Below are 19,261 nucleotides of genomic sequence, written 5' to 3'. Positions count from 1 at the left end.
GGATTGCATCTTCGATGCAATCCGGCCTCTCCCCGCAAGCGGGGAGAGGCGAAGAAACACCGACGCATTGAACGAGGACCGAGTGACCCAAGCCAAGACCCCTTCCCAGCCCCCCGCCGCCCCGCGCCGGCCGCATTCCTTCACGCATCACGGCATCACCGTGACCGACGACTATGCCTGGTTGAAGGACGAGAAGTGGCAGGAGGTGCTGCGCGACCCCGCCGTGCTCGACCCCGATATCCGCAAATATCTCGATGAGGAGAACGTCTACACCGAGAGCCTGCTCGGCCATACCGCGGCCTTGCAGAAGACGCTGGTGCGCGAGATGCGCGGCCGGATCAAGGAGGACGATTCCAGCGTGCCGTCGCCGGACGGGCCGTTCGCCTATTTCCGCAGGTTTCGCGAGGGCGGGCAGCACGAGCTGTTCGGCCGCATGCCGCGCGAAGGCGGCGACGGCGAGATCGTGCTCGACGGCGACGCGCTCGCCAAGGACCACAAATATTTCAAGTTCGGCGGCAGCCGGCATTCGAACGATCACCAGCTGCACGCCTGGAGTGCCGATACCAAAGGCTCGGAATATTTCTCGATCCGCGTGCGCGACTGGGCGACGGGGACGGATCTCGACGATCTCGTCGAAGAGACCGACGGCGGCGTGGTCTGGGCCGCGGATGCGAAGTCCTTCTTCTATGTGCGGCTCGACGACAACCACCGGCCGATGCAGGTGTGGCGGCACAGGCTCGGCACCAAGCAGGCCGAGGACACGCTGGTCTATGAAGAGCAGGATTCCGGCTGGTTCACCCATCTGCACGAGAGCACCAGCGGCCGCTTCTGCGTGATCGCGGGCGGCGATCACGAGACGTCGGAGCAGCGGCTAATCGATCTCGCCAACCCCGAGGCGCCGCCGCGCCTGGTCGCGCCGCGCGAGGAAGGCGTGCAATATTCGCTGGCCGACCGCGGCGATCAGCTCTTCATCCTGACCAACGCCGATGATGCCATCGACTTCAAGATCGTCACCGCGCCGCTCGCCGCGCCCGAGCGCAAGAACTGGCGCGACCTGATCCCCTATCGCCCCGGCATCTACATCATCGACCTCGATCTCTATGCGGGACATCTGGTGCGGCTGGAGCGCGCCAACGCGCTGCCGTCGATCGTGATCCGCGATCTCGCCACGAACGAGGAGCACGCCATCGCCTTCGACGAGGCCGCCTACTCGCTGGATACGATGGGCTCCTACGAGTTCGACACGACGACCCTGCGCTTTGCCTATTCGTCGATGACGACGCCGTCGGAAGTCTACGACTACGACATGGTCAAGCGCACGCGCACCCTGCGCAAGCGGCAGGAGATTCCCTCGGGCCACAACGCAGCCGACTACGTCACCACGCGCATCATGGCGAAGGCGACTGACGGCGCCGAGGTGCCGGTCTCGATCCTCTATCGCCGCGGGCTGAAGCTCGACGGCGCGGCGCCGCTGCTGCTCTACGGCTACGGCTCCTACGGCATGGCCATGCCGGCCTCGTTCAACGCCAACCGCCTGTCGCTGGTGGATCGCGGCTTCGTCTATGCCATCGCCCATATCCGCGGCGGCGCCGACAAGGGCTGGGGCTGGTATCTCGACGGCAAGCGCGAGAAGAAGACCAACTCGTTCGACGATTTCGCGGCCAGCGCCCGCGCGCTGATCGCCGCAAAATACACCAGCGCCAAGCGCATCGTCGGCCATGGCGGCTCGGCCGGCGGCATGCTGATGGGCGCGGTGGCCAACCGCGCCGGCGAATTGTTCGCCGGCATCGTCGCCGAGGTGCCGTTCGTCGACGTGCTCAACACCATGCTCGACGACACGCTGCCGCTGACGCCGCCGGAATGGCCGGAATGGGGCAACCCGATCGAGAGCGAGAAGGATTTTCGCACCATCCTGTCCTACTCGCCCTACGACAATGTCGCGACAAAGGACTATCCGGCGATCCTCGCCATGGGCGGCCTGACCGATCCGCGCGTCACCTATTGGGAGCCGGCGAAGTGGATCGCGCGGCTGCGCGCCACCATGAGCGGCGGCGGCCCGGTCCTGCTGCGCACCAACATGGGCGCCGGCCACGGCGGCGCCTCGGGGCGGTTCGATCGGCTCGATGAGGTCGCAATCGTCTATGCGTTCGCGCTGTGGGCGGCGGGGATGGCGGAGGCCGAAGTTTAACACCGCCAGGATGGAGCGAGCATGCGACGCTACACCAAGCGGGATTTTCCGACCTCGAACGTCCGCCGTTTGCTCGAGCCGGGCCCCGTCGTCCTTGTAAGTTCGGCCCACAAGGACGAGAGCAACATCATGACGATGGGCTGGCACATGATGATGGAGTTCTCGCCGGCCCTGGTTGCCTGCATCATCTCGAGCGCGAACCACAGTTTCGATCTGATCCGCGGCAGCCGTCAATGCGTGATCAACATCCCGACCGTCGACCTAGCGACGACGGTCGTGAAGATTGGCAACAGCTCCGGACGCGACATCGACAAGTTCGGCGAATTCGGCCTGACTCGCAAGCCCGGCACGCATGTGCGCGCGCCACTGATCGACGAGTGCTTCGCCAATTTCGAATGTCAGCTCGTCGATGCCAGTCAGCTGAAGACGTACAACATGTTCGTCTTCGAGGTGGTCAAGGCGCACGTGGCGACGGCGCCCAAATTCCCCAAGACGATTCACTATCGCGGCGACGGCGAGTTCATGATCTCCGGCGCCGAGACGCGCAAGTACCGGAAGCTGTTCCGGCCCGAAATGCTGTAATCGCGGCAAGCTCGGCGCGTCCTACCGGCCGTTCTTCTTCCGCCATTCCGCAAAGTCGGTGAGCGTCTGCGGATCGGTGGCGGGATAGAGACCGAAGATGCCGCGGCCCTTGCCGACTTCCTCGGTGACGAAATCCTCGAACGCGGTCATCTCGAAGGTCTCGTTGGCGATCTCATCCGCGAGATGGGCGGGGATCACGATGACGCCGTCGCTATCGCCGAGGATGACGTCGCCGGGAAACACCGGCGCATCGCCGCAGCCGATCGGGACGTTGATCTCGATCGCCTGGTGCAGCGTCAGGTTGGTCGGCGCCGAGGGGCGGTGGTGGTAGGCGGGGATGCCGAGCTTGGCGATCTCGGCGGAATCGCGAAAGCCGCCGTCGGTGACGACGCCGGCGACGCCGCGCTTCATCAGGCGCGTGACCAGGATCGCGCCGGCCGACGCCGCGCGCGCGTCCTTGCGGCTGTCCATCACCAGCACGGCGCCAGGCGGGCAATCCTCGACCGCCTTGCGCTGCGGATGCGAGCGGTCCTTGAAGACGTCGATGGTGTTGAGGTCCTCGCGCGCCGGCATGTAGCGCAGCGTGAAGGCCTCGCCAACCATGGTCGGCTGGTCCGCGCCGAGCGGGTGCACGTCCTGGATCATCTGGATGCGCAGGCCGCGCTTGAACAGCGCGGTGGCGACCGTCGCGGTGGAGACGGATTTGAGTTTTGTGCGGGTGGCTTCGCTGAGTTTGGACATGTCATGCTCTCTCTGGTCGTCATTCCGGGGCGCGCCACTTGGCGCGAGCCCGGAATCCATACTCACGATCGTGGTTATGGATTCCGGGCTCATCGCTTCGCGATGCCCCGGAATGACAGCGTCATTAGTAAATCGACGGCTCGCCGATCGGCGCGCCGAAATCGGTCTCGAGGAAATCGAAGTCGCAGCCGTCATTGGCCTGCTTGATGTGCTTGGTGAACATCCAGCCATAGCCACGCTCGAAGCGGCGCTCGGGCTGCTTCCAGGCGGCACGGCGCTTGTCCAGCTCGGCTTCGCTCACGTCGAGATTGATGGTGCGGGCGGCAACATCGAGCGTGATGCGGTCACCATTCTGCACCAGCGCCAAGGGACCGCCGATGTAGGATTCCGGCGAGACGTGCAGGATGCAGGCGCCGTAGCTGGTGCCGCTCATGCGCGCATCCGAGATGCGCACCATGTCGCGCACGCCCTGCTTCACAAGCTTCGTCGGGATCGGCAGCATGCCCCATTCCGGCATGCCCGGGCCGCCCTGCGGCCCTGCATTGCGCAGAATCAGGATGTGATCCTCGGTAACGTCGAGATTGGGATCGTCCACCGCCTTCTTCATCGACGGGTAATCGTCGAACACCAATGCCGGCCCGGTATGCTTGAGGAAACGCGGCGCACAGGCGGAGGGCTTTATGACGCAGCCGTCGGGCGCGAGATTGCCCTTGAGGACGGCAAGCGCGCCTTCCTTGTAGATGGGATCGGCGACCGAGCGGATCACGTCGGCATTGTGCACCTCGGCGCCCTCGATGTTCTCGCCCAGCGTCTTGCCCGTGACGGTGATGCAATCGAGATGCAGGTGCGGCTTGATCTGCCCCATCAGCGCCGGCAGGCCGCCGGCATAGAAGAAGTCTTCCATCAGATAGGCATCGCCGCTCGGGCGGACGTTGGCGATCACGGGCACCTTGCGGCTCGCGATCTCGAAATCGTCGAGGCCGATGTCCTGGCCGGCGCGGCGGGCCTGCGCGATCAGATGGATGATCGCGTTGGTCGAGCAGCCCATCGCCATCGCGACCGCGATCGCGTTCTCGAAGGCCTTGCGGGTCTGGATCACCTTCGGCGTCAGGTCCTCCCACACCATCTCGACGATGCGGCGGCCGCATTCACTGGCCATACGGATGTGGTTGGCGTCCGCGGCGGGAATCGAGGAGGCGCCCGGCAGCGTCATGCCGATCGCTTCCGCGATCGCGGTCATGGTCGAGGCCGTGCCCATGGTCATGCAGGTGCCGTAGCTGCGGGCGATGCCGGCCTCGATGTCGAGCCAGTCCTTGTCGGAAATCTTGCCGGCACGACGCTCGTCCCAGTATTTCCAGCCGTCGGAGCCGGAGCCGAGCGTCTTGCCCTTCCAGTTGCCGCGCAGCATCGGACCTGCCGGCAGGTAGATCGCCGGGATGTTCATCGAGGTCGCGCCCAAGAGCAGCGCCGGCGTGGTCTTGTCGCAGCCGCCCATCAGCACCACGCCGTCGACGGGATGGCTGCGCAGCAGCTCCTCGGCGTCCATCGCCAGCAGATTGCGATAGAGCATGGTGGTCGGCTTGAGCAGCGATTCCGACAGCGACAGCGCCGGCAGCTCGATCGGCAGGCCGCCCGCCATCAGGATGCCGCGCTTGACGTCGTCGACGCGCGACTTGAAGTGCATGTGGCAGGGCTGCGCGTCCGACCAGGTGTTGAGGATCGCGATGCACGGGCGGTCCTTCCACTCCTCCGGCGCGTAGCCCATCTGCATGGTGCGGGAGCGGTGGCCGAACGAGCGGAGATCGTCGGGCGCGAACCAGCGCGCGCTGCGGAGCTGGTCGGGTGTCTTCTTCTTGGTCACGATTGGGTGCCCCATTTTTGCACGGTGTTCCGCTCGATGGCGCGGAAGATCAGGTTCTCGACAAAGAGCCCGATGATGATCACCGTCAAGAGGCCCGCGAACACGGCGGGTATGTCGAGCAGATTGCGGTTCTCGAAGATGAACCAGCCGAGCCCGCCCTGCCCCGAGGACACGCCGAACACCAGCTCGGCGGCGATCAGCGTGCGCCAGGCAAAGGCCCAGCCGATCTTGAGGCCGGTGAGGATCGAGCCGAAGGCGGCCGGGATGAGGATCTTGGCGACGTAAGGCAAGCCGCTCAGGCCGTAATTGCGGCCGACCATGCGCAGCGTGTTCGACACGCTCTTGAAGCCGGAATGGGTGTTGAGCGCGACCGGCCACAGCACCGAATGGATCAGCACGAAGACGAGGCTGCCGTTGCCGAGACCGAACCAGATCAGCGCGAGCGGCAACAGCGCGATCGCCGGCAGCGGGTTGAACATCGCCGTCACCGTTTCCAGGAAATCGGTGCCGATGCGCGTGGAGATCGCGAGAATGGTGAAGATCGCCGCGAGCACGATGCCGGCCGAATAGCCCATGAACAGGACTTTCAGCGAGGTCCAGGCCCGCATCGGAATGGTGCCGTCCTTGACGCGGTCGAACAGCGTGATCGCAGTATCGTGCAGCGTCGGGAACAACAACGGATTGTCGAGCGTAACGCCGTAAGCCTCCCAGACCGCTGCCAGGAACAGGATGATGACCGATTTGCGGACGAAGCCGTCGTTCCACAACAGCTCGAGCAAGCTCAGCTTGCGCTCGACCTCGCCCGCACCGATGGCGGCGGCCGGCTCGGCCCGCAGCAATATCTTGGCTTCGCCCATCAGAGGCTCCTCAATGCGCGGTGGCTTCGCCGGCGAACAGGAGATCGTGGATCTCCTTCTCCAGCCGGCCGGCGCTGCCGTCTTCGTTTCCGACCTTGTCGACGTCGATCACCTCGGCCTTGACCCGGCCGGGATGCGGCGACAGCAGCAGGATGCGGTTGCCGATGCGGATCGCCTCGGCAATCGAATGGGTCACGAACAGCACGGTGAACCTGGTCTCGCTCCAGAGCTGGAGCAGTTCGTCCTGGCAGGTCCGGCGCGTCAGCGCGTCCAGCGCGGCGAACGGCTCGTCCATCAGGAGGATGTCCGGCTCCATCGCCATGCCGCGTGCGATCGCAACGCGCTGCTTCATGCCGCCGGAGAGCGTGTGCGGATAGGCATCGACCACACGGGTGAGGCCGACCTTCTCGATATAGGCCCGCGCCTTGGCCTCGGCGTCCTTGCGCGACAGTTTTCGCGCGGTCAGCAGCGGAAACATCACGTTGGCGAGCACGCTCTTCCAGGGCAGGAGCTGGTCGAACTCCTGGAAGATCATCATGCGGTCGGCGCCGGGACCGCGGATCTCGCGATCACCGATCGTCATGCGGCCCTCGCTCGGGCTCATATAGCCGCCGACGGCCTTGAGCAAAGTCGACTTGCCGCAGCCGGAGGGACCGAGCAGCACGAAACGGTCGGACTTGTCGACCGTGAAGCTGACCCGCTCCGTGGCGGTGACGACGGCGCTGGAGGTCTTGTAGCGCAGCGTCACCCCGTTGACGTCGAGCAGCGCCATCAGTTGCCCTTCAGATCGTGCGCCACGGGCAGATAGTAGTCGGTCCAGGCCTTGGGCAGGTTCTTCAGCGTGCCGGTCTTGTGCAGATGGGCGGCGAATTTCATCGTGCCCTGCGGCTCGAGATTCCACTCCATCATGCCGGGCTCCTTGAGCAGATCGAGCAGCTCCTGCACCGAAGTCTTGTCGCCGGTGATCTCCTTGTAGATCTCGACCGCCTGTTTGGTGTCGCTGCGGATCAGGTCCTGCGCTTCCTTGGTGGCGTCGCGCACAGCCTGGATGATCTTCGGGTTGGCGTCGGCGAACTTCGTCGTCGTGAAGAACTGGGCCTGGCTGAGCGGCCCGCCCATCACGTCCGGCGACGACAGCACGATGTGCGCGCCCGGCACGTTCTTCAGCTCCAGGAAGGTGAAGGGCGGGATCGAGAAGTGGTTGTGCACCTCGTGCTTGGGATTGGACAGCGCCGCATAGGCGTCGGGATGGCCAAGCTGCACGGTGTTGGCGTCCAGCTTCGACCATTGGTCGGCGCCGAAGGCCTCGGCAGCCGCGATCTGCAGCACGATCGCCTGCGTGGACACCTTCACGGTCGGCACCGCGATCTTGTCCGCGGGACCAAAGTCCTTGATCGACTTGATGTTGGCGTCGCGGCTGATCAGCGTCATCGGCTGCGCTGACGTCGCGACGATGCCCTTCACGCCGCCGCGGGTGCGGTCCCAGAGCAGGAGAAGGTTGCCGGTGCCGGTGTTGAGAATGTCGACACCGCCCGCGAGCAGCGCGTCAGTCTGCGCGCCGCCGCCGGAGAAGGTGATCCATTTGGTGGTGACGCCTGCGAGGCCGAGGGAAGCGGCGTGCTTCTCGATCAGCTTCAGCTTCTCCATGATGTGGCTCGGCATGTAGAAAATGCCGGGCTGGCGCGACAGCGCGATCTCGGACTTCTGCTGTGCCCGCGCCGGCGAAGCCGCCAGCACGGTTGCGACGATCAGGGCGATGGCGGCAACGCCGCGCTGAAATGGCTTGATCATAGTTGTTCGTTTCCTCCGGCCGGCATTGACGGACGGCCCTGCTGATGCACTAATGCATTAGTGCATCAAAGGCAAGCCTGCCGGAGTTCCTCGCATGGAAACCGCCCATCCCGCGTCCCGCGCGACCGCCCGCCGGGGGCCGCCGCTCGACCGGGCCCGGCAGGCCGCGCCGCAGGTGTTCGAGCGGCTGCGCAACGCCATTCTCGCGCTCGAACTGCCCCCGGGCGCGCCGCTGTCCCGCACCGATCTCGCCACGCAATTCGGCGTCAGCTCGACGCCGATCCGCGATGCCTTGATGCGGCTGGAGGAAGAGGGGCTGGTCGACGTGTTTCCGCAGCACGCGACCGTGGTCAGCCGGGTCGATGTCGGCCGCGCCGAGCAGGCGCATTTCCTGCGCCAGGCGCTCGAGCTCGAGATCGTCCGGCTGCTCGCGGAGCAGCATGACCAGGCGCTGGTCCTCCGCCTCGACCACGCGATCACGCTGCAGCAGCAATTCGCCAGGGGCGGAGATTTCGAGAGCTTCATCGCCGCCGACAATGATTTTCACGCCCAGCTCTATGCCGCTGCCGGCAAGCAGGAGCTATGGACGCTGGTGCGCAGCCGCAGCGGACATATCGACCGGCTGCGCCGGCTGCATCTGCCCTCGCCCGGCAAGGCCCAGAACATCGTCCGCCACCACAAGCTGATCACCCGCGCGATCGAAGCCGGCGATCCCGACGCCGCGCAACAGCATCTGCGCAAGCATCTGTCGGGCACGCTGAGCGAACTCGACAAGATCCGAAGCAGCTATCCGGAATATCTGACGGATTAGCGCGCGATGAAGATTTCGCTTGTGGCCATCCTTCGAGACGCCCGCCGTTGGCGGGTCCTCAGGATGAGGACCGAGTGGGTTGCGCTGGTTACAACGAGCACCGACGCTGCTTAGCCTCATCCTGAGGAGCGCGCAGCGCGTCTCGAAGGACGAGGCGCGCGCTCAGCATGCGTCATTCCTTATCAGGCCGCGTTCCTGTTCCGCCGCTCCGGCCCGCGATAGTCGGACGCATCGCGCTTGCGGCGATCCAGCGGTCCGCTGCGCAGCTTGACGAAGAAGGCCTGGACCTCGGCCGCAAGACGCTCGGATGCCCCCGAGACCTCGTTCGCTGCCCCCATCACCTCGTCGGCCGAGCGGCTGGTCTCCGCGATCGCCCCGGAAACGGTCCCGATGCTGCCGGCGAGCGTCTGCGTGCCCGACGCCGCCATCTGGACATTGTGCGAGATCTCCCGAGTCGCCGCGCCCTGCTGCTCCACGGCACTGGCGATCGCCGCGGTGACCTCGTCGATCCGGCGCATGGCGGTGGCAACCTCCTTGACGGAAGCGACCGCGCTGCCGGTCGAATTCTGGATCGCCGCGATGTGCCGGGCGATGTCCTGCGTCGCATCGCGGGTCTGGTCGGCCAGCGCCTTGACCTCGGAGGCCACCACCGCGAAGCCGCGGCCAGCCTCGCCGGCGCGTGCGGCCTCGATGGTGGCGTTGAGCGCCAGGAGGTTGGTCTGGGCCGCGATCGCCTGGATCAAATCGACCACCGAGCTGATGCTCTGGGCAGCCTGCGCGAGGCCCTCGATCTCGGACTCCGAGCGCGCGGTGACGTCGCCTGCCGACCGCACGGTCTTGTTCGACAATTCGATCTGCCGGCCGATCTCGACGATGGAGCTCGCGAGCTGCTCCGCAGCCGCCGCGACGGTCTGGACGTTGACTGCCGTCTGCTCGGAGGTGGCCGCCGCAGACGTAGCTTGACTGGTTGCATGGTGCGCGATGCCGCCGAGACTCTCCGCGGTCCGGCGCATCGTGCCCGCATTCTGGCCGACCAGCGTAAGCAGGTCGCGCGAGGTGACGCGAAACTCCTCGACCGCGCTCTCCGTGTTGCGGTTGTTCGCCTCACGCGCCTCCGCTTCGCGCGCGAGCGCTGCCGCCGCCGCCTGCTGGGCGATCACATTGTCGCGGAATTTGGCCACAGCCTGCGACACCATCCCGATCTCGTCGCCGCGCTCGGCGGTCCTGAATTCGACACTGGTGTCGCCGCCGGACAGACGCGCGGAATCACTCACCAGCTCCACGATCGGACGCGTGATCGACCGCGCGACCAGGATCGCGATCGCGGTGCCGAGCACGAGCCCCGCGGCGAGCAGGATCCATTGCAGCTGCAGCAGCCTCTCGGCCTCGTCGGCGACGCGGCGGGCGTCCGCCGCGAGCTTCGACTGCTGGTCGCTCTTGAGGCCACCGGCGCGCTTGCCCTCTGGGTCCTTGCGGCCGTCGAGGAGATCGAGAATGCGGGCCGCGCGAGGCGCCGCCTCGGTCGACAGGATGAAGACCGGCATATTCCATTGCGGCGTCTGGCGGATCGCGAAGATCTTCCCCGGCGAGGCCGTGAAGGCTTCGTTCGCCTTGACGATGGCCTGATAGGCGGTTCTCTGAGTGGACGTCAGCAGTGCTTCCTGCGTCCTGACCGCGGCGAGCGCGGCGCGGAAGGTCGCCAGCGGCCTCTCGAATTTGTCGCGGTCGGCGGCTTCGCCCGATGCCACATAGAGCCGCAATTGCGATCCGGCCGCGGCGAGATTGCCGCGCACGTCGGCAAAGGTCTTGAGCAAATGCTTGCGCTGCGGCGTCGCCTCCAGCGTCTCCTCCTCGTCGATCATCCCTGTGATTTCGGCAAACATCGTCGCGATCAGCGGCGCAGCCTCTTTCGTCAGGAGTTCGCTCGCAGGATAGGCCGACGGGGTGAAGGCGGCCAGCTCGGCCCTGTCCTGAGCCTGGCGGAACTCCGCGATCAACGCCCTCGCCTCGAGCCAATTGGTCTTGTTCTCCGCGCTGGAAAATCCCTCGGCCATGCGATCGACCGCGGCAACGGTACGATCGAGCTCGGCCCAGACCACTGCGCGGTCGCGCTTGCCCTGTGCGTCGCCGGTCAGGAGGTAGCCACGCAGCGTCGAGAGCGTGGAATAGAGATTGCCGACGAGCTCGGTACTCGCAATCGCGACCGGCGCCCGCTGGTTCGTCACGGTCCTGATGCGCGAGGAAATCTCGGAGACCGCGGTGACGGTGTAGATCACGGTCGCCGCGAGCAGGATGCAGATGAGCGCGAAGCCGCCGAGCAGCCGGGTGCGAATTCCGGTGTTCGCCAAGGATTTGGACATAAGTCTCTCGTGCTGAATTCGTCTGATCGGGCGGCTCGCTCGGTGCCGGGAGGGAACGATGCGATCCGTGACAATTGACTTTTCGGAACTGGCGCCGATTCTGGTCCGACGCCTTTAATCCCCGGTGAAGTCCTGCGCCCGTGCAACTACGGCGAGAAAAATAGTTCTTATCCCCTCGCGGCCTTGGGACGTTGCGCTGCCCGGACGCCATGTGCACGGAACCATGCATAATGACGGCAGCCCTGTCGCGAAGTGCTTGCAGGCCGAGCGGAATCCGCGCAACAATTTCGTCTTTAATGGTTTGATTTGCGGCCAGCGGGAATGTCCCGTCCGGCCCGGAGGAATTCAGACGTGGCCAACATCCTGATTGTGGATGACGACCCGGCCGTTCAAATCACGATCCGGCTGCTCCTGGAGAGGGCCGGCCATCACGTCACCGTCGCGGGCGACGGCCGCAAGGGACTTGCGCTGTTCGAGGCGGGCCGGTTCGACTTGCTGTTTCTCGACATCTTCATGCCGGGCATGGACGGGCTGGAGACGATGCGTCACATCCGGGCGCTGGCCCCGGCCATTCCCATCATCGTCATTTCCGGCCGATCAATCACGCCGGATGCATATACGGAACCGGATTTCCTGAAGATGGCGACCAAGCTCGGCGCGGTAGCAAGCCTGCAAAAGCCTTTCCGGCCCGGCGCGTTGCTCGCCGCGGTCGAAGGCTGCCTGAAGGCGAGCGAGCCGGAGGGGTCCGATGTCAGCTCCGGCCACCGATAACGAGGACGTCCCTGCTTCGGGCCAGATCGGCCGCGATGATCCGGGAAGTCCTGCGAGCACCCCGCTGACGCTCGCCACGCGGCTGGCCATCGCAATGATCCTGCTGGTGGCGGTCACCGTGGCTGCCGTCGGCTGGCTGGGCTATCGCAACACCACCCATGCAGTCATTCCACGCGTGCTGGAGCGCGTCGAAGCCCAATCACGCCTGCTCGCGACCGGTCTGGATTCCTATGTCGCCGGCGCGCGGGGCGATCTGGTCGGCTATCGCTCCGCTGCGGCCATCAACGGTCTGATCCGCGCTCACGTCGCCGGGGGAGTTGACCCTTCGGACGGCGTCTCCGAGCAAACCTGGCGCGAGCGTATCGCCACACGGCTCGCGGCCGAGATCGAGGCCAAACCCATCTACGGGCAGTTCCGCATCATCGGACTTGACGACGATCAGCGCGAACTGGTGCGCGTCGACCGCTCGGGTCCCAACGGATCCGCGCGGATCGTCTCCGATGGCGAACTCGAACGCAAGGGCGAACGAGCCTACTTTCAGGACACGATACGGCTGCCGCCGGGCGAGATCTACGTTTCGCCGATCGATCTCGCGACGCGCCAGGGCGGCACCACGACCCCGCACGTTCCGACGCTGCGGGTCGCAACGCCGCTGTTCACGCCGGCCGGCAAGCCGTTCGGCATCATCATCGCCAATATCGACATGCGTCCGGCGCTCGACCACGTCCGCGCGACGGCAAGCTCGGGTGGAGAGATCTACGTCGTGAATTCGCGCGGCGACTATCTCGTTCATCCCGATCGCGCGCGCGAATTCGGCGCGCTGCGCGGCCACCCCACCAACTGGCGCGACGATTTTCCATTCTTCGCAGGTCTGGCTGGCACCTCGGATACGTCCACGCGCCTCGTGACCGACGAGTCGGGCCGGCCGAACGGCGCGGCGATCGCGCCGGTACTGCTGGCTGGCAAGGAATGGGTTGCAATCATCGTGACCATTCCGCCGGCCGTGTTCGGCCGGGTGCCGGCCGCCATTCAAAAGACGTCCGTGCTGGTCGGCGTGCTTGCCGTCCTCGCCGCGGCGGCGCTCGCGGTGTTGCTGGCGCGCTCATTGACCCGCCCGATCGGCCGCCTTACCGCGGCCGTGGAGGCGATCGGCCGCGGGAAGCCGGCCGACATCCCGGTCGATGCCGGCGGCGAGACGGGTGTGCTGGCGCGGGCTTTTGCCCGGATGGTCGAGGAGACTCGGGTGAAGACGGCCGCCCTCGAGCGCGAAATCCGGGAGCATCGCCGCACCGAGGCCGCGCGCAGCCATCATGCGGCACGCGAGCGCTTGTTCAGCGCCGCCGTCGAATCATCCGACGATGCGATCGTGATGCAATCGCTCGATGCCATCATCACCGGCTGGAATCCTGCCGCCGAGCGCCTCTATGGCTATTCGGTGAACGAGGCGATCGGGAAATCCACCGCGATCATCGTCCCGCCCGACCGCCGCGCGCAGGGCAAGGACTATCTGGCGCGGATCGCCCGGGGCGAGCCGATCGAACGGTTCGAGACCGTGCGCCTGCGCAAGGACGGCGCGCCGGTTGAAATCTCGCTCAGCCTCTCGTCGATCAGAGGGCCGTCGGGCGAGATCATCGGCGTCTCCGGGTCCGCCCGCAGCCTGACCGACGCGCGACGGGCCGAGCGGCAGCTGCAGCAGCAGCTCGAGGAGCGGCGGCAGATCTTCGACACCTCGCAAGACCTGATCATGGTCATGGACTCGCACGGCCACATCGCGCAGGTCAGCCCGAGCAGCGAGATCATTCTCGGCTACCGGCCGGCCGACATGATCGGCCGCAGCGGCGCCGACTTCATTCATCCCGATCATCTGGAGCACTCCCGCACCGAGATGCGCGCGCTGCGCCGCGGCGAGCGCGTCAAGCTCGCCGACACGCGATGCTTCCACCGCAACGGACACGGGGTCTGGCTGTCCTGGCTCGGCAGCTGGTCCGAGCCGGCGCAGCGCTATTTCTTCGTCGGGCGCGACATGACGGAGGCGCGGCTCGCGCAGGAATCGCTGCGCGAGAGCGAGCGGCTCGCCCGCAACATCGTCGAGACCTCGCTCGACGCCTTCATCCAGACCGACGAGACCAGCAGCATCCTGAACTGGAACTCGCAGGCCGAACAGTTGTTCGGCTGGCGCCGCGACGAGGTGCTCGGCAAGAGCACGATCGACCTGATCGTGGCCGAGAGTGAGCGCGAGAGGGTCAAGGAAGGGCTGAAGAACTTCCTGGAGAACGAGGACGGCCGGACGCTGAACCGCCGCCGCGAACTGATGTGTCGCCGCCGTGACGGCAAGGAATTCAAGGCCGAGGTCAGCGTGACCGCGCTGAAGCGCCGCGAGGGCCTGCTGTTCAACGTGTTCTATCGCGACCTCACCGACAAGATCGCGGCCGATGAGCGCATTCGGCACGCCGAGAAGATGGAGGCGATCGGCCAGCTCACCGGCGGCGTGGCGCATGATTTCAACAACATCCTCACCGTCATCACCGGCACGATCGAGATTCTCGCGGAGGCCGTCGAGAAGGAACCGCAGCTTGCGGCCATCACCAAGATGATCGACGAGGCGGCCGCGCGCGGCGCCGATCTGACCCAGCACCTGCTCGCTTTCGCGCGCAAGCAGCCGCTTCAGCCGCGCGAGATCGACATCAACTCGCTGGTCATCGACACCGCGAAGCTGCTGCGACCGACGCTGGGCGAGCAGATCCAGATCGAATCGGTGTTCGAGGAGGAGAATTGCGTCGCGATCGTCGATCCCAACCAGCTCACCACCGCGATCCTCAATCTCGCGCTCAACGCCCGCGACGCCATGCCGGGCGGCGGCAAGCTGATCGTGGAGACCGGCGCCGCCTATCTCGACGAGATCTATGCCAGCGACAACGACGTGCGCCCCGGACACTACGTACTGATCGCCGTCAGCGATACCGGCAGCGGAATCCCGGCGAACATCCTGACCAGGGTGTTCGATCCCTTCTTCACCTCGAAGGGACCGGGCAAGGGCACCGGACTCGGGCTTTCGATGGTCTACGGCTTCATCAAGCAGTCCGCAGGCCACATCAAGATCTACAGCGAGGAAGGCCACGGCACCACGATCAAGATGTACCTGCCGCCCGGCAAGACGCCGACAGCGGTCGGCGAGGGCGTGACACCGGCGGCGATCGAGGGCGGACACGAGACCATCCTGGTGGTCGAGGACGACAGGCTGGTGCGCGACTACGTGCTGGCGCAGCTGCATTCGCTCGGTTACGTCACCTTGCAGGCCGCGAATGCCGCAGAGGCGCTCGCGATCGTCGCCGCCGGCAAGCCGTTCGACCTTCTGTTCACCGACGTCATCATGCCCGGCAAGATGAACGGACGGCAGCTCGCCGACGAGCTGATGAAGACGCGGCCCGATCTCAAGGTGGTCTACACCTCGGGCTATACCGAGAACGCGATCATCCATCACGGCCGGCTGGATTCCGGCGTGATGCTGCTGGCCAAGCCCTATCGGAAATCGGATCTCGCGCGGATCATCCGCAAGGCGCTGAGCGCTTGAGGCGATTGATGCCTCCCGTGTCCCGGACAAGGCGCAGCGCCGCAAGCGCTGCGACGCGGAGCCGGGACCCAGAACTGTCAGCGGTGGAATTGGGGAGATGGGCCCAGGCTCAGCAGCGCATCATTGCATGATGCGCTGCGTCCGGGGCACGAGACCAATTCACGACGCGCGCTGGGCTGCGGTCATCACGATACGGATGAGATCCGCGGCGTTGCGCGCGCCGAGCTTCTTCATGATGTTGGCGCGGTGGTCTTCGATGGTGCGGGGGCTGATACCGAGCGTGCGGCCGGCTTCCTTGTTGGACGCACCGGAGGCGAACTGCTCGAGCACCTCGCGCTCCCTGCGCGTCAGCGGCTCGCGCCCTGGGAAATGCAGCGAACCGAACTTCGGCGAGGCGTTCTCCGCCTGCCTGCGCGCATAGGCACCGATCGCCTCGTCGAGCCGGCCGACGATCTCGCTGCCGCGGAACGGCTTCTCGATGAAGTCGAGCGCGCCGCTCTTGATCGCGCCCACCGCCATCGCGATGTCGCCCTGTCCGGAGATCATGAAGATCGGGGCCGGATAGTCCTCGCCCTGCAGCTCCTTCAGAATGTCGAGGCCCGATTTTCCGGGAATGTGTACGTCGAGCAGGATCGCAGCCGGCGTGCGGTTGCGCGCGACTGAGAGCAGTGCCGCGCCGTCCGCAAAACAGATCACCTCATAGCCTGCCGCCTTCAACACCATCGACAGAGTGTCGCGAACGGCAGGGTCGTCATCGACCACGAAGATTTCACCGCGAGAGCTTTGTTCGGCCATGTGCCACATCCGGTTGGCATGAAGGACTCGCGTCCGCGCCTCCCGTTATGGCGTTCGGCGCGGATTCGGCCCACCCGTATTTGTACGGGACATGGACTTAACGCACAAGTAGCGGCAAGGTGCCTAATTGCGGGGTACGGAGAATATCCATGCTAAATTTGGCCGGCACACCCCCGCTCGCCGCGATGGCTGAAACTGACAGCCGTCGGTTGATCGCAGCCGATCTTCGCGCCCTGATCACGCGGATCGAGAGCAGCATGCGCCTGATCGACGCAGCCATGATGGAAGCCGATACGTTGGAAACGGGCTTGGCGTACGGCGATCCAGCCGGTTCCGCCGATATTTTCGTGCTCGATGACATCACGCCGCGTTATGCCACGGCGAGCGCCGCGCTCAGCGCATGTCGGGCGGGCCTCGGCCACGCCCTGCAATGTCTGTCGGAATCCGGCAACCCGGCATAGATCGCGACCGGCGCGGCGCAACCGCCGCGTCCCGTCGCATGGCCGCTCCGCGTTCAGGCGCGGTGCCGTTCCACGATCGCGTCGGTGGCCACACCGCCCCAGGTGTGGATCGCCGGAAGGCCCATCGCGGTCTTGCCGAGATTGGCGAGGCTGATGCGGAGGGCCGCCAGATCAAGCGGCTTCGGCAGGCTCTGCAGCTCGATCCCGACGGACCGGGCGAAGCTGCGGGCGGCGCTGCGGCGCTTGCCGTCCATGCCGCTGATGACGATCACGGCGCCGCCGAACTTCGCCGCCGCCATCTCGCGCAGCACGTCGATGCCGTCGCCGTCCTCCAGCACGAGATCGAGCGTCACGCAATCGAAGCGGGCGGCGCGAAGTTTCTCGATGGCGTCCGCCACGGACGGCGCCACGGTGACTTCGTGGCCCGCCTGCTTGGCGGCGACCGTGATCAGGCTGCGCTGCGTGGCGTCGTCATCGACCACCAGAAGCTGGAGCGCACGCCGTTCGGCGGCGTCGGGCAGGTTTGACGAGATGGGCGAGAGGGAGCTTCTGGGCATTTCCGTATCCTGAGAGTGAGACCGTCAACGGATACACGGTTCGCGCTTAGGCCACGTAAAGCTGCTGCGACGAATTCGTTCGGATGTTTTCAGAAAATGTGAAGCAAGATCGGAAAATGGACGACGACGGACGCGGACGGATCACGCCGCGGCGTCATGGCCGCCGGCCGCGCCACGCTTCTTCCGGTTCTTGCCACGCAGGAACTGGATGTCCATTTCGGCACCGTTGACGCGGACCAGCTCGCAGCGGCGATAGGCGAGGCCCGTGGACGACAGCAGCAGAAAGAACTCTTTCAGGTTCAACCCCTGGATCGAGCCTTCCACCGTGAGAATGGCGTCGGTGTCGGAGATCGCGTTGAGCTTGCAGTCGCGCCGCCAGGTGCCGTCGATGGCCATGATGCAGACGTCATAGCCGCGACTGAAAGTCACGCGTTCCGTACCCTTGCCATCCTCGGCCATGTCTATCGTCCTGCGTCTATCGTCCCGCCATGGCCGCGAGGCGCGGCGCCGCACCGGCGAGAGCCGGCTTGGCGGCTGCGGCACGCGGATCGTTCGGCTTGTAGAGGCCGCGCCGTTCCGGAATCGGGCGGAACGTGTCGGTCAGACCGACGACGGTTTCGGCCGCACCCAGCACCAGGAAGCCGTCGGGCTCGATCTGGCGCGCCAGGCGATTGAAGATGTTGATCTTGGTGTCCTGGTCGAAATAGATCAGCACGTTGCGGCAGAAGATGACGTCGAAAGTGCCGAGCTGGGCGAAATCGTGCAGCAGATTGAGCTGCCGGTGCTGGATCATCGCCCGCAATTCGGGATTGATCTGCCAGGTCTCGCCGGTCTGCTTGAAGTACTTCACCAGCATCTGGATCGGCAGGCCGCGCTGCACCTCGAACTGGCTGTAGACGCCGGCCTTGGCCTTCTCCAGCACCTCCTGCGACAGATCGGTCGCGATGATCTCGACGCGCCAACCGGTGAGGGCCGCGCCCATCTCCTTCAGGCACATCGCCAGCGAATAGGGCTCCTGGCCGGTCGAGCCCGCGGCGCACCAGATGCGCACGCTGCGCTTGGCCGCGCGCGCCTTGATGATCTCGGGCATGATGTGTTCGCGAAAATGGTCGAACGGGACCTTGTCGCGGAAGAAGAAGGTCTCGTTGGTGGTCATCGCTTCGACCACGTCGGTGATCAGCTGGCGCGCGCCGCCCTGCAGCTTCTGCACGAGCTCGGCGATGCCGGAGAGCCCGGCCTTGCGAGCCAGCGGCAGCAGGCGGCTTTCGATCAGATATTGCTTGTCTGCGGACAGGTCGAGACCGGAATTGTCCTTCAGGAACTTACGCAGATACTCGTACTCGGTCGGGGTCACGGATAGCCTCTTCGAAGCTGTACTGGGAACACTCTGGCCAAAATGCGCGGGCCAGACTCACTCAGACCATGGCTTGTCCGACCGGGAGCAAACCGACTTCAGCAAACTTGTCAGCGATAATGTCTTTGTCGAAAGGCTTCATGATGTACTCGTTGGCGCCACCGCTGAGCGCCTGGGCGATGTGAGCCACATTGTTCTCGGTGGTGCAGAACACCACCTTGGGCTGGTCGCCGCCGGGCAGGCGGCGCATGTGGCCCATGAATTCGAAGCCATCCATCACCGGCATGTTCCAGTCGAGCAGCACCGCGTCGGGCAGCTGTCGCTGGCAGATCTCCAGCGCCTTCGAGCCGTCCTCGGCCTCGGTCACTTCGAACTCCAGACCCTCCAGAATCCGGCGCGCGATCTTGCGCACCACACTGGAATCATCGACCACCAAGCAGGTTTTCATGTTGGTTCTCCGGCTCCGATGCTTTCGTTAGCTCACGCGGCCATTTGCACTTTGGTTTCGAGCTCGAGGACGCGGTCGACGTCGAGGACGACCATGAGCTGACCGTCGAGGCG

General features: G+C 65.4%; 17 protein-coding genes and 1 pseudogene. 6 read left to right on the top strand and 12 right to left on the bottom strand.

Features of this window, described 5'->3' with window-relative positions; all coding sequences use genetic code 11:
- The first annotated feature begins 82 nt into the window (after window positions 1–82).
- Both Q0743_RS19905 and Q0743_RS19900 read left to right on the top strand, forming a co-directional pair.
- Window positions 83–2,188, top strand: coding sequence for a S9 family peptidase (locus Q0743_RS19905; RefSeq protein WP_298243194.1), 2,106 nt, complete (start codon window positions 83–85; stop codon window positions 2,186–2,188).
- 21 nt (window positions 2,189–2,209) lie between these two features.
- Window positions 2,210–2,770 (top strand): flavin reductase family protein, encoded by a 561-nt coding sequence (locus tag Q0743_RS19900; RefSeq protein WP_298243193.1) that lies wholly within the window; start codon window positions 2,210–2,212, stop codon window positions 2,768–2,770.
- A gap of 21 nt (window positions 2,771–2,791) precedes the next feature.
- On the opposite strand, the gene Q0743_RS19895 is transcribed toward Q0743_RS19900, so the two are convergent.
- From Q0743_RS19895 to Q0743_RS19875, 5 genes are all read right to left on the bottom strand, one after another.
- Window positions 2,792–3,511 carry a ribonuclease activity regulator RraA gene (locus Q0743_RS19895; protein ID WP_298243192.1) on the bottom strand — a complete coding sequence of 240 codons (720 nt, stop codon included), beginning with the start codon at window positions 3,509–3,511 and terminating at the stop codon, window positions 2,792–2,794.
- Between the two features lie 124 nt (window positions 3,512–3,635).
- Window positions 3,636–5,375 carry an L-arabinonate dehydratase gene (araD, locus tag Q0743_RS19890; protein WP_298243195.1) on the bottom strand — a complete coding sequence of 580 codons (1,740 nt, stop codon included), beginning with the start codon at window positions 5,373–5,375 and terminating at the stop codon, window positions 3,636–3,638.
- A complete protein-coding gene (locus tag Q0743_RS19885; protein ID WP_298243191.1) occupies window positions 5,369–6,229 on the bottom strand; it encodes an ABC transporter permease in 861 nt (286 codons plus the stop codon). The genes araD and Q0743_RS19885 overlap by 7 nt, the downstream gene beginning before the upstream one ends.
- 10 nt (window positions 6,230–6,239) lie before the next feature.
- Window positions 6,240–7,001 (bottom strand): ABC transporter ATP-binding protein, encoded by a 762-nt coding sequence (locus tag Q0743_RS19880; RefSeq protein WP_298243190.1) that lies wholly within the window; start codon window positions 6,999–7,001, stop codon window positions 6,240–6,242.
- Window positions 7,001–8,020, bottom strand: a complete 1,020-nt coding sequence (locus Q0743_RS19875) for an ABC transporter substrate-binding protein (RefSeq protein WP_298243189.1) — start codon at window positions 8,018–8,020, stop codon at window positions 7,001–7,003. Before Q0743_RS19875 ends, Q0743_RS19880 begins: the two co-directional genes overlap by 1 nt.
- A 94-nt stretch (window positions 8,021–8,114) precedes the next feature.
- On the opposite strand from Q0743_RS19875, the gene Q0743_RS19870 reads away from it, so the two are divergent.
- On the top strand, window positions 8,115–8,831 hold the full coding sequence (locus Q0743_RS19870; RefSeq protein WP_298243188.1) for a GntR family transcriptional regulator: 717 nt from the start codon (window positions 8,115–8,117) through the stop codon (window positions 8,829–8,831).
- Between the two features lie 182 nt (window positions 8,832–9,013).
- Here the strand turns inward: Q0743_RS19870 and Q0743_RS19865 are convergent, their stop codons facing one another.
- Complete coding sequence (locus Q0743_RS19865) at window positions 9,014–11,191, bottom strand: methyl-accepting chemotaxis protein (RefSeq protein ID WP_298243187.1); 2,178 nt, start codon at window positions 11,189–11,191, stop codon at window positions 9,014–9,016.
- 351 nt (window positions 11,192–11,542) lie between these two features.
- On the opposite strand from Q0743_RS19865, the gene Q0743_RS19860 reads away from it, so the two are divergent.
- Complete coding sequence (locus Q0743_RS19860; RefSeq protein ID WP_298243186.1) at window positions 11,543–11,962, top strand: response regulator; 420 nt, start codon at window positions 11,543–11,545, stop codon at window positions 11,960–11,962.
- Complete coding sequence (locus Q0743_RS19855; protein ID WP_298243185.1) at window positions 11,940–15,533, top strand: PAS domain S-box protein; 3,594 nt, start codon at window positions 11,940–11,942, stop codon at window positions 15,531–15,533. Before Q0743_RS19860 ends, Q0743_RS19855 begins: the two co-directional genes overlap by 23 nt.
- A gap of 159 nt (window positions 15,534–15,692) precedes the next feature.
- Here the strand turns inward: Q0743_RS19855 and Q0743_RS19850 are convergent, their stop codons facing one another.
- Complete coding sequence (locus Q0743_RS19850; protein ID WP_027577504.1) at window positions 15,693–16,328, bottom strand: response regulator; 636 nt, start codon at window positions 16,326–16,328, stop codon at window positions 15,693–15,695.
- Window positions 16,329–16,477: 149 nt separating this feature from the next.
- Here Q0743_RS19850 and Q0743_RS19845 point away from each other — a divergent pair, with 149 nt between their 5' ends.
- Window positions 16,478–16,789: a hypothetical protein gene (locus Q0743_RS19845; protein ID WP_298243184.1), complete on the top strand. Its 312-nt coding sequence runs from the start codon at window positions 16,478–16,480 to the stop codon at window positions 16,787–16,789.
- A 53-nt stretch (window positions 16,790–16,842) separates the two neighbouring features.
- Here the strand turns inward: Q0743_RS19845 and Q0743_RS19840 are convergent, their stop codons facing one another.
- From Q0743_RS19840 to Q0743_RS19820, 5 genes and pseudogenes are all read right to left on the bottom strand, one after another.
- A complete protein-coding gene (locus Q0743_RS19840) occupies window positions 16,843–17,346 on the bottom strand; it encodes a response regulator (RefSeq protein WP_298243183.1) in 504 nt (167 codons plus the stop codon).
- A gap of 141 nt (window positions 17,347–17,487) precedes the next feature.
- Entirely contained in the window at window positions 17,488–17,805 is a 318-nt protein-coding gene (locus tag Q0743_RS19835) for a hypothetical protein (protein ID WP_027563592.1), read from the bottom strand.
- A 16-nt stretch (window positions 17,806–17,821) separates the two neighbouring features.
- Window positions 17,822–18,700, bottom strand: coding sequence for a protein-glutamate O-methyltransferase CheR (locus tag Q0743_RS19830; protein WP_298243182.1), 879 nt, complete (start codon window positions 18,698–18,700; stop codon window positions 17,822–17,824).
- Between the two features lie 61 nt (window positions 18,701–18,761).
- Window positions 18,762–19,148: a response regulator gene (locus Q0743_RS19825; protein ID WP_008137245.1), complete on the bottom strand. Its 387-nt coding sequence runs from the start codon at window positions 19,146–19,148 to the stop codon at window positions 18,762–18,764.
- Window positions 19,149–19,180: 32 nt separating this feature from the next.
- Window positions 19,181–19,261: pseudogene (locus Q0743_RS19820) on the bottom strand (chemotaxis protein CheW); the annotation flags it as partial.

Origin of the sequence: uncultured Bradyrhizobium sp. (assembly GCF_936943645.1) — a bacterium.
Lineage (GTDB): Bacteria > Pseudomonadota > Alphaproteobacteria > Rhizobiales > Xanthobacteraceae > Bradyrhizobium.
The sequence above is the reverse complement of the archived record's forward strand: the minus strand, read 5'-3'. Positions and strand labels throughout refer to the sequence as shown.